Here is a 14,167-nt window from a genome sequence, read left to right as displayed (position 1 = left end):
ACGATCTTATGGCGATGACTAGCGACTTCCCTCACAACGCAAGACCACTCACACTTACCGCCCCCGAACCGGCCCTTTCGCCGAACTCTGGATCGATGTCGGGCGTCTGCTCGAAGTGGAACCACGACTCAAAGTCAAGACCGTCTTCGACGACCTGCAGCGAACGCATTCAGGCAAGTACCACGAATCGACTCACCACACCTTCGAACGGCGGGTCGCGACTTGGCATTCATTACACGGTCGCGACAAACCCGTCTTCTTTCCGCAAGACCATCGCCATAGTCGGTTTCGCTCTGCTTCTCCGAATCCTTTTAAGCACTTAGCGAAGGCATTCAGAATGCCTTCTGGCAGTTCGGTGGAGCCCCGCAACAGTATCGCACCGACTCACTCTGCGCCGCCGTTCGCAACCACACCGCAGCATGATCATCGAACTATATGCTCCAGGCTATCAAGTAGAGAAAGCCAAACAGGCCAAAGTGAATGGCAAATCCTCTACAAAAATATCAAACGAACAAAAAACGTAGTAGGGAATCCTGATTGTCGCTGAATCGCAGAACAAATTGCCGCCGAACACTTGGTGACAGTCATCGAAATCACCAGTATCGATCACTCTGCTTCCGCCGCGTTTGTCCCAGCCGGAGCGACACTTAACAACCACCAGGAAGCATTGGAGGAGACCTGAAAAAGTGAGATAGCTCCCAGCTTTTAACCCGCCGGGACAAACCCCGCGGAAAGACATTGCATCGCCGTCTAATTGAGAACTCGGTGGGACACATTTCGTTGCAGGAGTATGCAACGCGGAAAGCAAACGACAGCTAACATACCGCCCCCTTTAAAACGCAATTCCCCTGGAAGTTAGACATATCGATTATCAATGAAGCATCAACGCTAGGCACCGGAACATCTGAGTGCAAAATTTTAGCAGAGAGATCGCTGCTGCAACTGGTGTGCAGTCGAGAGGATGTCGAAAACTCTCGTTATACGGCGAAATCCAAAAACGGACGCGAACCAGTAGAATGATCTCTTTCAAAGGAACGCGAATGCAATTTATACACAACGACAATTCAGGGAACCTGTTAGCGGGTATTTTTTACGAATTAATACTTGCGGATCCCAATGGTGAAGTTAAGGCCGATTGGCAGGTAAGCGAAGACGATGAATTCGACTACTGGATCGACTTCACCGCAGGTAAGAAGCAAGAGGTCGCATGTGCTGGCGGACACACGATTTCAAAATATCGTGAAACACGATTTGATTGCCAAGCTTTTGCTGATTCGACGACAGTCTTCGGTGAAGGGACCGGGGGACGCACCGCTATAACAGAGCAAGCTAATACTGCGATTCAAAACGCTGGATTTTGCAACTATCGATCTTTTCGAATCTATCCCGAAATTCATAGTGTGTTCAAAAGCTGCCTTTGGGGAATTGAATACGATAATGTCCCTATGGGAAGGCCGTTGCGCATCAATGACGAAGTTCCTGTCTGCCCTGTCTGCAAAAATTTGATGCAATGCAATGTATGCTTCAAGTTGTTTGCAACCTGCCGGCATTGCAAAAAAGGAAGCGTCAAGTTTTTTGGTAGCGCCAATGACTTTCATGAATCGAAACATAAAATGTCAGCGTTTGAGATACCCGCAGTAATGCCTGAATTCCCAACGGTTATTGATGGCTCGAGGTGGAATGGCGAAGATTTTGTGACGACGACGACCTTTATTGCAGTAACAGGCCGAGTCTTTGATATTCTTAGGCAGGAGAAGATCGGCCCTGCTTACGGAAGGCCTGTGAAGGTTTGGGTGGACAAATGTAGTGATTTACAACTCGAAATGCTTGAGAAGTCAAAGTCATCACGTTGGCTGAAGAGGACGAATTAAACGGATCACGCAGCGGATCTTTTTAAGATCAGAGAAAACACAGGTGGGATCAATCGGTGTTGATTTTCAGACGATGCCGAGAGATGGTGACTGCGGCTGTTGTACTGTGGAGAGACTGCCGAAGGCATTCGTTATTCGGCGACATTGTGGGACCGATCCGATCACGCACAATGCCCTGTCGTTGATCCTTTGCCGACTGGAACAATCCGCCGCTGGTGCTCGCTGAAATGAAGACTGAGGGCGAGGGTATTTAGACGAACCAAACGTCATTGGAGCTGCCCCAATCTGTTCTCGGACGAAAATAAAGCCAAAATTCTTTGAAACAGGGGACGGCTGGCGGCATCCTTGTTGTATTGAAGAGGGCGTGATTGACACGTCGATCGACTTCCACTTTCGAGTTCGTCCCAACCCGAGACAGCGCGTGATCGATGCGGAAACCCTTTCCGAGCTGTGGCAACAGCATGCCAATCGCTTGCTGATGATCGCCCGCGCCGTCGGCGAACCAGCCGAGGATGCGGTGCAGGAAGCCTTTGTGGCGTTGGCCCAGCAGTCGACGCTGCCCGACGAGCCGCTGGCGTGGCTGGTGCGAACCACACGCAATGAAATCCTACAAGTCAAACGGGGAAAACAGCGGCGTGCGGCCAGGGAACAGGTGGCAGCCCGCCATCGCTGCTGGTTCGTCCAGCCCAGTGAATACCAAGACCAGCAACTCGACGGCCAGCATGTTACCGAGTGGCTAGAAGAACTTGACGCCGCCGATCGCGAAGTGATTGTGATGCACCTGTGGGGTGGGCTGACGTTTCGCCAAATTGCCGACGTCATCGGGTTGTCCGCAGCAACCGCAAACCGTCGCTACCAAAACGCGTTGACGCAATTGCAAGCTCGCGCCAACCAAGACCAAATGAGATGATGCGATGAACGACAAATCCAATTTCGAACAACAGCTATCTGCGTTAGTTCCCGCCTCGATCCAAACCGATGCCTCGACGATGATGTACCGCTGCGGGTTCGCTGCCGGACAGGCAAGTCGATCCACCTCGAGCAACACCACACGTTGGCAATGGCCGCAACTTGCGGTAGCGGCATGTATCACGGCGATCCTGGTGGGCCCCGTTTCTTATCGGCTGGGCCATTCAAAGTTCGAGGATCCCCATCGGGGCGTCGTCGTAGCCGAGCATGAGTCCCATCAAGCGGCCCCCAGCAACGAATCGGTCGTCACAGCAGAATCAGGCATCACAGCAGAATCAGTACCGATAGCCCCGAGCGATCCCCCGGAGCCACCGAAGGATCAGCCACGCAAGCGAAACATTGCCAGCAAATCAGGACCGTCGATTTTTGCCAACTGGCTGATCGGAGTACCGTCGCCGTTTGAACCATCCTCGGACGCTTCTGCGAGTAGCGCAGTGGTGTTGACGTCGCGTCCACCTTCGGCAGACATGATGGCTTGGTTGGAACAGTCGCCTGCGGCGATCACCTCGCCGCCTAATCCTGCGAATCCGGCACAGGACGCTACCAAACTTGAGTCTCTGGAAATCCGCCATGAGGACTCCGGGCCCTATCATTTGCCCTCGTTACCGTCTCGAAAATCTTTGCACACCTGGGAAACATGGTTCCAATCATGAACGCTAGAACATTGACGTTATTCGCATGGATCGGCTGCATGAGCTCGGTAACGGCGCTGTCCGCCGTGGCACAAGTGCAACCGCTTGATTACAAAACTCCCGCGGCATCGGCATCAACGGCCCCAACCGCCCCCAACGCGGCGAAGATCGCACCGAAGATTTTGAAGATTCATCCCGCTGCCGAACCGGTTCCAGCACTGAAGATTCGATTTTGGCCGGACCGTTTCGAAATGGTCGCCGGCAATACCTTTGTTCCTTTCCAGCGTGCCACGATCATGTCGCTGGAGAAGAATCGTTCCGCTGGTGCGGAGGATCCGTTCTTTAAAAACTATGACCAGTGGATGGAAGGTTCGCTGGACGAGTTGCCCAAGCAGGAAGTCGCGAAATATCTCGACAGTCAGCAAAACGTGTTGTCGGAGCTTCATCGCGCGATGCGGATGCGTGATTCCCATTACGAATTGGGCATCGACGACCTGCGAGGCCTGGAAACCATTCAGCTGCTGCTGCCCGAATTTGAGCACATGCGTCAGCTAGCTCGATTACTGGTGCTCGAAACCCGTCTGGCGCTCGCCGAAGGACGCACGGAGGACGCGATTCGTTCCATCCGGGTCGGTTTCCGTATGGGCGAAGCCACCGGCAACGCGTCGGACCTATTGATCTCGCGATTGGTGGGCGTGGCGATCAGCGGCATCATGTTAAACCAAGTCGAAGAGCTGATGCAGCTGCAGGACAGCCCGAATGTTTACTGGGCGCTTGCAACGTTGCCGGATTCGATCGCCGAGATGGACGAGGCATTGAAGTTTGAAGTATCGATCGCCTCGCGTGTGTTTCCCGGCCTGTCCCATTTGCCGGCCGATGATGTCGAACCCGCCGTCTGGCGAAGCCGATTGACACAAGCGGTCAAAGACATGCAATCGCTGGGCGGCTCGGAATTCGGTAACGGTGATGTCTCCGCTCGTTTGATCGCCGGCGCACTGATGATCGCGTTGACCGAACCGTCGCGAGCCGAGTTGATCGCAAGCGGGATGGGCAAAGAAGACGTGCAAGCGATGAGCCCCAGCGAAGCGGTCGTGCGTGCGACCGCCCAGCAGATCACTCGAATCCAGGATGACTTTGCCAAGTGGATGTTCCTGCCTGAACCGATTCGGATGACTTATATCGATCGATCCGAAGCAAGTTTGGAATCCAACACGCGTGCTGGCTCGGCGACGATAAACTTAGCTGCCATGGCCACGGGCATGCTGATGCCAGCCATCAAGGCAGCGAACCAGGCTGGACTGCGAACGCGGCAAATGATCGCTCGCCTGGCAACCATCGAAGCGATCCGCAACTACGCCGCGACTCATGGCGAGTTTCCGAAATCGCTCGAAGAGCTTACCCATCTGCCCGCTTGGCCTGATTCGTTGACGCAGCAAGCGTTTGGGTACGAACGAGAAACCGCGACGCGTGCCAAGCTGATTTCCGAACCGGCGTACTCGTCGGATCCCAACGCCACCATCGTGTTGGAACTGCTTCGTTCATAGGCACGCTCGCCCGCGTGTTGTCACCCATCGGTTGATCGCACCAAACATCTCTCCCCGTTAAGGAACCCGTCCTCATGTTCAATCCAAAATGGATCGCAGTCGTACTATTTACGACGCTGCCGCTCACTTCCACGGCCCAGGAAAATTCTGTTGCTTCGCAAAAAGGTTATCCAGCTGGCGCGGTGATGCATGACACAATCCTAGCGGCACACCTGGATCTGACGCAGATCGACGTTCCAGCGACCAAGCAACTTATGTCGCAGTTCGGCGGCCCCGGAGAATCACCGCTGGTAGCTCTGGCCGAAGGCTTGACAAGCACGTTACGCGACGCTGGCGTAACGGACTTGTATTTCACCGTTCCCGGCCGTGTGCTACTGCAAGGCGGCGTATGCATCATCGCGCCCTGCGATAACAAAGAATCTGTCGAAAAAGCCTTATCGAGACGACTTGATTCAGCGTCATTGCCGTTTGAGTTTCGGGTTGTAAAAACCGACCACGCCGTCGTCGTCTGCCCAGTGGCGATGGCCAGCGATTTCCAGGACAACAAGCTCGATGCCAACGCCGACGAGCGACCTGAGTTCAACGCGGGGCGTCAGTCGATGGCTCACTTTCCACACCAAACCGTGGTCAGTCTGCCAGAGGATATCCGTGAAGAACTAGCGAACCTGTGGCCCGAAAAACTGGGCGACCACGACCCAACCGGCTTTTCGCCGAGCCGCTGGATCGCGTCGGCTCGCTGGATCACGATCGGCTGGTCATTACCACCGAAGACGGCGTTTGAATTGAGAATCCAGTCGGTCGACCCTGCTGGAGCGGTCGCTTGCGAACAAGAGATGTCCAAGCTGCTGAAAGCGATCCCACCTGGCTTGCCACGCCCTACGCTAAGTGTCGATGGGGCGAGCGTGGTCATCAAAGCCGACCCCGAAAAGCTGCAGGCATTTTTGGCACCGATGGTCAAGCAGGCCCAGCAAGATGCCCACCGCCAGCAAACGATGAACAACTTCAAACGGTTGGCGTTGGCGATGCATAACTTTCACGACAACCACGGTTTCCTGCCTGGCAAGTACACGGTCGATGCCAAGGGTCGTCCGCTGCTCAGTTGGCGTGTCGCTCTATTGCCTTATCTGGAACAGGCACCGCTATATGCCAAGTTCAAATTGGATGAACCGTGGGACAGCGAGCACAATCGCCCGCTGGCTGAACAGATGCCGAAGGTGTTCGGTATCGCCGGGGATGATCTGCCAGCAGGCAAGAGCCGTATTCGGCTGCCCGTGATTGAGGGTGGTCTGTGGTCGGGCGAGGGTCCGCCACGCACCCTACGAGACATCACCGACGGCACAAGCGCAACGGTTTGGATCGCAACGGCCCCCAAATCGGCGGTGGTTGCCTGGACGAAACCGGACGACTGGGAACTGGACGAAGCGAAGTTGAAAGAACAGTTCTTTGGGGATCAACCCTACGCCGTGTCAGGCTACGCCGACGGCTCGGTGCACGTTCTAACGCCCGCCATCGCCGACAAGACACTTAAAGCCCTGCTGACGATGGCAGGTAGAGAAGTCGTTCAGCAAGACGATGTGAAGTGACATCGGTTTGGCTGATCGCTCTGGTCGCCTCTGTTTCGCAGCCATGATCAGAACGTCATCGAATGCCTTGCCTCGAACATGCTTGGTCGGGCCGAGTCATTGCATCCCGTATTCGCTGGTCAGCCAACCTCGGATCCACGTTTAGAAACGCTATCTCCCGCCCAACGGCGGACAGCACTTCCACCTAAACAGTGCCATTTTCCGAATCAGGCAAGGCGACGGAACTTGCCTGTCCCCCATCAGGATGTCCTTAAGCGACGATTTGTGCCACATTTCCCCCTCCCGCCGCCAGAACGAGTCTTTCCACTCCCTAATGGACAGCTAGAATTACAACACGAGCTACGGTCATCGGAGTGTAGTGATGCACGGTGAAGTCTAGCGACACCAGCGAACTAAACCTCTCTGCCCCCCTTTTCATCGGCGTAGCGTCACGCGAGTGGACATCATTGCTTCTTGCCGAGCGTAGCTTCGTTTTACCGAATCTTCCTTTCCATTTTGCAAGCCGGCCTCGTTTGATCGAACGAGGTTACTCGGATCCATTCGGAAAGACGAAGCGACCGGTTCCCATTGTCCTTTCTTTCATTTTTGGAGTCTTCCATGTCCGCACAAAAACGTCCAGGTTTTACCCTGGTGGAGCTGTTGGTGGTCATCGCCATCATTGGCGTCCTCGTTGGCTTGTTGTTGCCCGCCGTTCAAGCGGCCCGCGAGGCAGCTCGCCGGATGAGCTGCAGCAATAATTTCAAACAAATTGGCTTAGGGATTCACAACTACCACTCAGCCTACAATCAGCTTCCCACCCACGGCACCGGAACGAACAATCGTTCCGGCGGAACGCCGGACGCCACCAGCGCAGCTCAGGTACCGACGTCCAATAACCGGTTGGAATTGAGCTGGCTTGTTGGGCTGATGCCGTTCATTGAACAACAAGCGTTGTGGGAACAGATCAGCAATCCGCTGAAGGACCCGATCACCGGGGCGATCTTTCCATCCATGGGGCCAAGTCCTCGGCGATGGGCGGGTGAACAAGCGATCGCCCGCTACGAGCCATGGGCGACTGAAGTTGCGGCGCTGCGATGCCCTAGCGACCCCGGTGTTGGATTACCCGCTGCGGCACGGACCAACTACGTCGCCTGCGTTGGTGACTCGGTGTTCCGGCCCGCTGGACCGCTCAATGATGACGGTTCTTCTAGCTCGGCAACGTTCGAAGAATCACGAGCGGCAAACCGAGGTGTCTTCGTCCCTCGCGCAAAAATGGGCTTCCGTGATATCTTAGACGGCTTGGCCAATACAATCGCCGCAGGCGAATGCAACACCGACCTGGGCGACAACGATGTGACCACCCGTGCGGCGATGACGACGGGAACCAACCCGGGGTTTGCCGGTGGTGCTCAGGCATGCGATGCCCACATCGACCCTCAGCGTCCTCAGTTCTGGAGTGCGTCAGCCACATTCGCACTTCACCAGGGCGGCGGAACCGAATCCGAGCAACGCCGTGGCTACAAGTGGTTCATGATGCGAACGCTGTGGGGACACATGCACACCATCAGCCCACCGAACAGCCCGTTGTGCATGAACAACAACAACTTCAATACGGGGCTCTGCCCGCCCAGCAGTCGCCATCAAGGCGGATGCCATGTGTTGATGGCCGACGGCGCGGTGAAGTTTGTCACCGAATCAATCGAAGCCGGCAATCAAGCGAGTGCCAATGTCGGCAACGTGGCTGGATCGTTGGCCCCAGGCTCGAAAAGTCCGTATGGATTGTGGGGTGCCTTGGGAACGCGTGCTGCGAAAGAAACCGAATCATCGATTCCCTAACGGTCTCGATTGAATCCTCGCTTCCATTTTTCCTGTCTCCGTTTTCTTCCGATCTATCCTTAACCACTTGTAACAGGTCGATCTATTGTGAATACGTTTAAACTTTTTAGCCTCCTGATCGCTGCGACCGTCATGGGATTCACCCTCGGCTGTGGCTCGGACTCTTCGACATCTCAGACACCTCAAGGTGCGTTTGATGAATTTGCCGAAGAGAACCCAGCACCTCCGACGGTCCCCGTTGCGGATGAGTAGTCGCGGGCCACATTGACGGCATCGCCAGCATTAAGCTTGCCATCAGTTGTCTTGTTATCCGTTGGCTTGCCAATCGTTATTGCTTGCCCCGGAGTCATTGCTCCGCGGGCAAGCATGCGGACGTCAAGCGAATGATGTGATCGCCCGAATCGCGACGCATTTACATCGATACGATCGCTGCCCCTCGCGATAGAACTCGCGACAAACCTCGCAACAAATCACCCTGCCGTGTGAAACGCTCACCTGGCTTTCACGCTCTCTTTCGGCCAGGGCTCTCTCAATTAAAGGTCGCTCTCCGTTGAAGGGCCTGCTCGATCGACGGCCTGCATTGCTTGCGGCCAACGTCATCTACTTTGGGTAGCGGTACAGCACGGATGCCCGCCCGGCTGCAGCGAGTAAAACGCTTGAAATTTGCCGGGCGAGGCCCCGCGCCGCTCCGCTAACAAAACTATCCGTTTCATGCGAAAAGTAGACGGCATTGGGCTTGCGACGCCTGCTGGCTCGCCCTGGCGATCCCACCCCAGCGTCCGGCGAATGCTTGCTCCGACGCGACGGCCCACTGATGGGCCCTGGTTGGCTAGCATCGCCACTGTTAAACTGGAAAAAAGTTAGCCGCAGCTAATTGCCGAAGATTGCGTCGATCGTTGAAAGTGTGCGGTTGCGTCATACTTGGAGCCTAAACTGCTGTGAAACGTTTTCTTTCTCTTGCCTTGCTGCTGTTCGCAGCGACTTGGGGCTGTGACAGCTCCAATAGCACTTCGGGGCCATCCGCTGCGAATCGAGCCACTGCAACCGTGGACCCTGATTCGCCAATCGCGGTGACTGCGACGGTCGGAATGGTCGCCGACTTGGTCCGCAGCGTCGGCGGCGACCGCGTCAACGTCACGCAGATCTGCGGCTCGGGTGTCGACCCGCACCTGTACAAGGCGACGCGTGACGATGTCGACACGATGATGCGAGCCGACATGATTTTCTATTCGGGATTGATGTTGGAAGGCAAAATGACCGACACGTTGGTCAAGATGGCCCGCAACAAGCCGGTCGTTGCGGTCACCGAAGCGATCGACAAGGACGCCCTCTTGGAACCTGATGATTTCGCCGGCCACTACGACCCTCACGTTTGGATGGACGCGTCGGCTTGGTCCAAGTGCGTGACGGTGATCGCGGACGAATTGGCCGCGATCGATCCACCTTCGGCGGCCGCGTATCACCAGCGGGCGGCAGAACTGCAAGCACAACTGGCCGAGCTTCATGCGTATGGTAAACGGGTGATTGCGACGATTCCCAAGGACAGTCGCGTTTTGGTGACCTCGCACGATGCCTTCAATTATTTTGGCCGTGCCTACGGTTTGGAAGTGATCGGAGTGCAAGGCATCTCGACGGAATCCGAAGCGGGCTTGCAACAAATCAATGAACTGGTTGATTTGCTGGTCAGTAAAAAAGTGAAGTCGGTGTTCGTCGAAAGCAGCGTGCCACGAAAGAACATCGATTCGTTGGTCGAGGGGGCTCGTTCGCGAGGCCACGAGGTTCACGTTGGAGAGAAAGAATTATTCAGCGACGCAATGGGACCGCCGGGCACCTACGAGGGCACCTATATGGGGATGCTCGACCACAACATGACCTTGGTGGCTCGCGGTTTGGGCGGCGACGCCCCTGAGAAAGGTTTTCAAGGTAGACTGAGCCCATGAGCCAAGCCGCAGCGACACCGAAACCAGGCGACAACCAGACATCGATTGCATTGTCGGTCGATGATTTGACGGTCGCGTACCACCGCAAACCGGTGATTTGGGACGTCGGTTTCGATTTGCCTGCCGGATCGTTGATCGGCGTGGTCGGCCCCAACGGGGCGGGCAAAAGCACGCTACTAAAAGCGGTCATGGACTTGGTGCCGGTCGCATCAGGCCGCGTCAAGGTGTTTGGCGATAGCTACCGTCGCAATCGAAACCGGGTTGGCTATGTGCCGCAGCGAGAAAGTGTCGATTGGGATTTCCCGGTCGATGCACTCGACGTGGTCGCGATGGGTTTGTACAGCAAGATCGGATGGTGTTTACCGGTTCGCAAGAAACATCGGCAAGCTGCCATGGAAGCGCTCGACCGCGTGGGGATCGCTGACCTTGCGCGTCGCCAAATCAGCCAATTATCGGGCGGTCAACAACAGCGAACGTTCCTGGCGCGAGCCCTGGTTCAAGACGCCGATTTGTATCTGATGGACGAACCCTTTGCCGCAGTCGATGCGTCCACGGAAAAGGCCATTGTCGAGATCCTTCGTGAATTGAAAGCTCGAGACAAAACCGCGGTCGTGATTCACCATGACTTGCAAACCGTCCCCGAATATTTTGATTACGTCGTGCTGTTGAACATGCGGGTCGTGGCCCACGGCCCCGTGGAAGAGACCTTTACCTCGGAAAACCTGAACAAGACCTACGGGGGACGCTTGACGTTATTGGACGAAGTCAGCGAAGCGATGCGGCGCCGGGAGCGATCGCTGTGAACCGGATCGTGTTGCTCTTGCTGCTCACTTGCATCCCCGCATTGGCGGCACCGACACAAGCGTCTGCCCAATCGATCACTGATCGACGCATTGAATGGCCCAGCGGCGAGCAGTGGCGACGGGTCGTGCTGCTTGAGGACTACAACACTCGCGTCGTGATCTTCGGCGTCGCAGTGCTGGGCGTTGCCGCCGGTTTGGTCGGCAGCTTCACCCTGCTACGAAAACGCGCTCTGCTGGGTGATGCGCTTTCGCACGCTAGTTTACCAGGGATCGCAGCGGCGTTTATGTTCGCTGGCGTGATGGGGATGGACGGCAAATCGCTTCCGATTTTGTTATTCGGCGCGACCGTCTCTGGCTTGCTAGGCGTTGGCTTGGTGCTTGTGATCCAACGCCAAACGCGGTTGAAAGAAGACGCAGGACTCGGGATCGCATTGAGTGTTTTTTTTGGCGCGGGGATGGCACTGTTAGGCGTCGTCCAGCAAATGGATACCGGGCATGCTGCGGGGTTGGAGAGTTTCATTTATGGCAAAACGGCGTCGATGAATGCCAACGATGCTCGGCTGATCGCCGCCGCTTCGTGTGTAGCGATCCTCGGATGCCTGCTGCTGTTCAAAGAATTCAAACTACTCTGCTTTGACGAAAATTTTGCCGGATCTCGTGGCATGCCGGTACTGCTGCTGGATTTGACTTTGATGGCGTTGGTAGTGCTCGTCACGATCGTGGGACTACAAGCGGTGGGCTTGATTCTGATGGTCGCGTTGATGGTCATCCCCGCCGCGGCGGGACGATTTTGGAGCGAACGGATGTGGACGGTCGCGGGGTTGGCGGCATTGCTTGGTGGCATTGGCGGCATTATCGGTGCCGCGTCCAGCGCGTTGTTTCCGCGATTACCCTCCGGCGCGATGATCGTGTTGACTTGCACGGCGTTGTTTCTATTCAGCATGATGTTCGGAACCGCCCGCGGCGTATTGGTGCGATTGCTGCGGCGACGCCGGCTGAATCGCCGCGTGCGAAAGCAACACCTGCTTCGTGGGCTGTACGAATTGCTCGAGTCCAAACCGGCGAACAAGCAAGCCAAACGCAATATGGCGGTACCGATCGAGGAACTGCTGTCGATTCGTAGTTGGTCCAGCACCCAACTGCGACGCACGATTGCGCAAGCCGAAAGCGATCAATACCTGGTGCAACGCGATGGCACCGTTCGCTTGACCCAAGCGGGTTACGCCGAAGCCGCTCGCTTGACGCGGCAGCATCGATTGTGGGAACTGTATTTGATTAGCTATGCCGAAGTGGCTCCCGGCCGAGTCGACCGTGATGCCGACGACATTGAACATGTCCTCGAGCCTGAACTTGTCGACGAACTCGAAGCGTTGCTCGATCAGGAACCGTTGCGGATCCCTGTGCCTGCCAGCCCTCATGGCGTTATTCACGAAGCATCCGATTCACAGGGGCAGCATCCATGAATTGGAACTGGCAACTCGACGGCTGGATCGTGGCGGCGGGGATGTTGTGCGCAGTCGCATCGGCGCTGCTGGGAAACTTTTTGGTACTGCGGCGATTGAGCATGCTGGGGGATGCGGTTTCGCATGCCATCCTGCCAGGTTTGGCGGTCGCATTTTTTATCAGCAACAGCCGCAGCAGCTTGCCGATGTTCTTGGGCGCGGTGATCGTCGGCATTTTGACCGCGCTGTTTACCGAATGGATTCGTGGCGTCGGCAAAGTGGACGAAGGGGCGTCGATGGGCGTCGTTTTCACGTCGCTGTTCGCGCTGGGGTTGGTCATGATTGTCCAGGCGGCGGATCGCGTTGATTTGGACGCAGGCTGTGTCCTGTATGGTGCCATCGAAGCCACGCCGCTCGATCGGATTTCAATTTTGGGGCTGGACGTCCCACGCGCTGCGGCGGTGCTGTTTGGCGTGATGATCGTCAACCTATTGTTCGTCGTCATCTTCTTCAAAGAATTGAAACTCAGCTCCTTTGATCCGTCGCTCGCGACATCGATGGGTTTTTCAGCCACGGTGATGCACTACGCCTTGATGGTGTTGGTCGCAGTCACAGCCGTCGCAAGCTTTGAAAGCGTCGGCAACATTTTGGTCGTCGCGATGTTCATCGTCCCCCCCGCCACTGCAAACTTATTGACCGACCGGTTAGGCCGCATGATCGTGCTGTCAAGCATCATCGCGGCGGTCGGTGCAGCCAGCGGGCACGTTGCTGCGGTGGTCGTTCCAACCTGGTTCGGTTTCCGCAGCACAACCACTGCTGGCATGATGGCAGTGATGGTCGGCGTGTTTTTCATCATCGCGTTACTGTTCGCGCCTCGCCAAGGATTGATCATCCGCTGGATTCGCAACCGCGCATTGTCACTTCAAATTTTGTGTGACGATATTGTCGCCTATCTGTATCGACAACAAGAGCGATCCGAATCAACAGACACAGTGCCCGCGGCAAACGAACGTGAACTGGCTGACGAATTGTTTGCCAAACGATGGCAACTGCGGATGGCTCTGCTGACGTTGTGGCGACGCAATGAGCTGACGCTTGATGAAAACGGTTACCAATTGACCGACAACGGCCGGCAACACGCCAGAGAGCTGGTGCGTTCGCATCGTCTGTGGGAGCAGTACTTGGTATCCGAAGCCAGCTTGGATGCAACGCGAATTCACGACAAGGCCGAGCGGCTCGAACACTTTACCGACCGCCAATTGCGCGACCAATTGTGCGACGCCACGGAATCGCCTTCGCGAGACCCTCACGGCAGCGAAATCCCGAGCGAACAAGAGTAAGAGCGACAGACTCGGCAAAGTGCCTATTTTTACCTGCGCCACGAAGCATCGGTAGTGGATGAGGCAACGAATTCCCTCCAAAATATCGGCAGTGGATCAGGCAACGACCCCCGTGCGGCTTGACTCGGCAAGGGTACTCGTGAGTTCGTGCTGCAAGATAGAATTGCGACCAGACTCGTGGCCTTGTCCACTACCGGAATCTTTTGATTGTGATGCAAAATGCATGAT

At 56.0% G+C, this 14,167-nt stretch carries 10 protein-coding genes; all 10 read left to right on the top strand.

Annotated elements, in window-relative coordinates; genetic code table 11:
• Positions 1-1,040: 1,040 nt before the first annotated feature.
• Complete coding sequence (locus ABEA92_RS15760) at positions 1,041-1,871, top strand: hypothetical protein (RefSeq protein WP_345684809.1); 831 nt, start codon at positions 1,041-1,043, stop codon at positions 1,869-1,871.
• Between the two features lie 421 nt (positions 1,872-2,292).
• On the top strand, positions 2,293-2,781 hold the full coding sequence (locus tag ABEA92_RS15755) for an RNA polymerase sigma factor (RefSeq protein ID WP_345684808.1): 489 nt from the start codon (positions 2,293-2,295) through the stop codon (positions 2,779-2,781).
• 4 nt (positions 2,782-2,785) lie between these two features.
• On the top strand, positions 2,786-3,493 hold the full coding sequence (locus tag ABEA92_RS15750) for a hypothetical protein (protein WP_345684807.1): 708 nt from the start codon (positions 2,786-2,788) through the stop codon (positions 3,491-3,493).
• Positions 3,490-5,016, top strand: a complete 1,527-nt coding sequence (locus ABEA92_RS15745) for a hypothetical protein (RefSeq protein WP_345684806.1) — start codon at positions 3,490-3,492, stop codon at positions 5,014-5,016. The genes ABEA92_RS15750 and ABEA92_RS15745 overlap by 4 nt, the downstream gene beginning before the upstream one ends.
• Before the next feature lie 74 nt (positions 5,017-5,090).
• Positions 5,091-6,599, top strand: coding sequence for a DUF1559 family PulG-like putative transporter (locus ABEA92_RS15740; protein ID WP_345684805.1), 1,509 nt, complete (start codon positions 5,091-5,093; stop codon positions 6,597-6,599).
• 597 nt (positions 6,600-7,196) lie between these two features.
• On the top strand, positions 7,197-8,414 hold the full coding sequence (locus ABEA92_RS15735) for a DUF1559 family PulG-like putative transporter (RefSeq protein ID WP_345684804.1): 1,218 nt from the start codon (positions 7,197-7,199) through the stop codon (positions 8,412-8,414).
• 938 nt (positions 8,415-9,352) lie between these two features.
• Positions 9,353-10,354 (top strand): metal ABC transporter solute-binding protein, Zn/Mn family, encoded by a 1,002-nt coding sequence (locus tag ABEA92_RS15730; RefSeq protein WP_345684803.1) that lies wholly within the window; start codon positions 9,353-9,355, stop codon positions 10,352-10,354.
• A complete protein-coding gene (locus ABEA92_RS15725; RefSeq protein WP_345684802.1) occupies positions 10,351-11,157 on the top strand; it encodes a metal ABC transporter ATP-binding protein in 807 nt (268 codons plus the stop codon). Before ABEA92_RS15730 ends, ABEA92_RS15725 begins: the two co-directional genes overlap by 4 nt.
• Positions 11,158-11,165: 8 nt before the next feature.
• Positions 11,166-12,620, top strand: coding sequence for a metal ABC transporter permease (locus ABEA92_RS15720; protein ID WP_345684801.1), 1,455 nt, complete (start codon positions 11,166-11,168; stop codon positions 12,618-12,620).
• A complete protein-coding gene (locus ABEA92_RS15715; protein ID WP_345684800.1) occupies positions 12,617-13,939 on the top strand; it encodes a metal ABC transporter permease in 1,323 nt (440 codons plus the stop codon). The genes ABEA92_RS15720 and ABEA92_RS15715 overlap by 4 nt, the downstream gene beginning before the upstream one ends.
• Positions 13,940-14,167: the final 228 nt, after the last annotated feature.

It is taken from the genome of Novipirellula caenicola (assembly GCF_039545035.1).
GTDB lineage: Bacteria > Planctomycetota > Planctomycetia > Pirellulales > Pirellulaceae > Novipirellula > Novipirellula caenicola.
The sequence above is the reverse complement of the archived record's forward strand: the minus strand, read 5'-3'. Positions and strand labels throughout refer to the sequence as shown.

Bases quoted from the DNA above. Each gene is read 5' to 3' on its own strand.
- ABEA92_RS15715 (WP_345684800.1), top strand. From the start codon at position 12,617: ATGAATTGGAACTGGCAACTCGACGGCTGGATCGTGGCGGCGGGGATG.
- ABEA92_RS15750 (WP_345684807.1), top strand. From the start codon at position 2,786: ATGAACGACAAATCCAATTTCGAACAACAGCTATCTGCGTTAGTTCCC.
- ABEA92_RS15735 (WP_345684804.1), top strand. From the start codon at position 7,197: ATGTCCGCACAAAAACGTCCAGGTTTTACCCTGGTGGAGCTGTTGGTG.
- ABEA92_RS15745 (WP_345684806.1), top strand. From the start codon at position 3,490: ATGAACGCTAGAACATTGACGTTATTCGCATGGATCGGCTGCATGAGC.
- ABEA92_RS15725 (WP_345684802.1), top strand. From the start codon at position 10,351: ATGAGCCAAGCCGCAGCGACACCGAAACCAGGCGACAACCAGACATCG.
- ABEA92_RS15760 (WP_345684809.1), top strand. From the start codon at position 1,041: ATGCAATTTATACACAACGACAATTCAGGGAACCTGTTAGCGGGTATT.
- ABEA92_RS15740 (WP_345684805.1), top strand. From the start codon at position 5,091: ATGTTCAATCCAAAATGGATCGCAGTCGTACTATTTACGACGCTGCCG.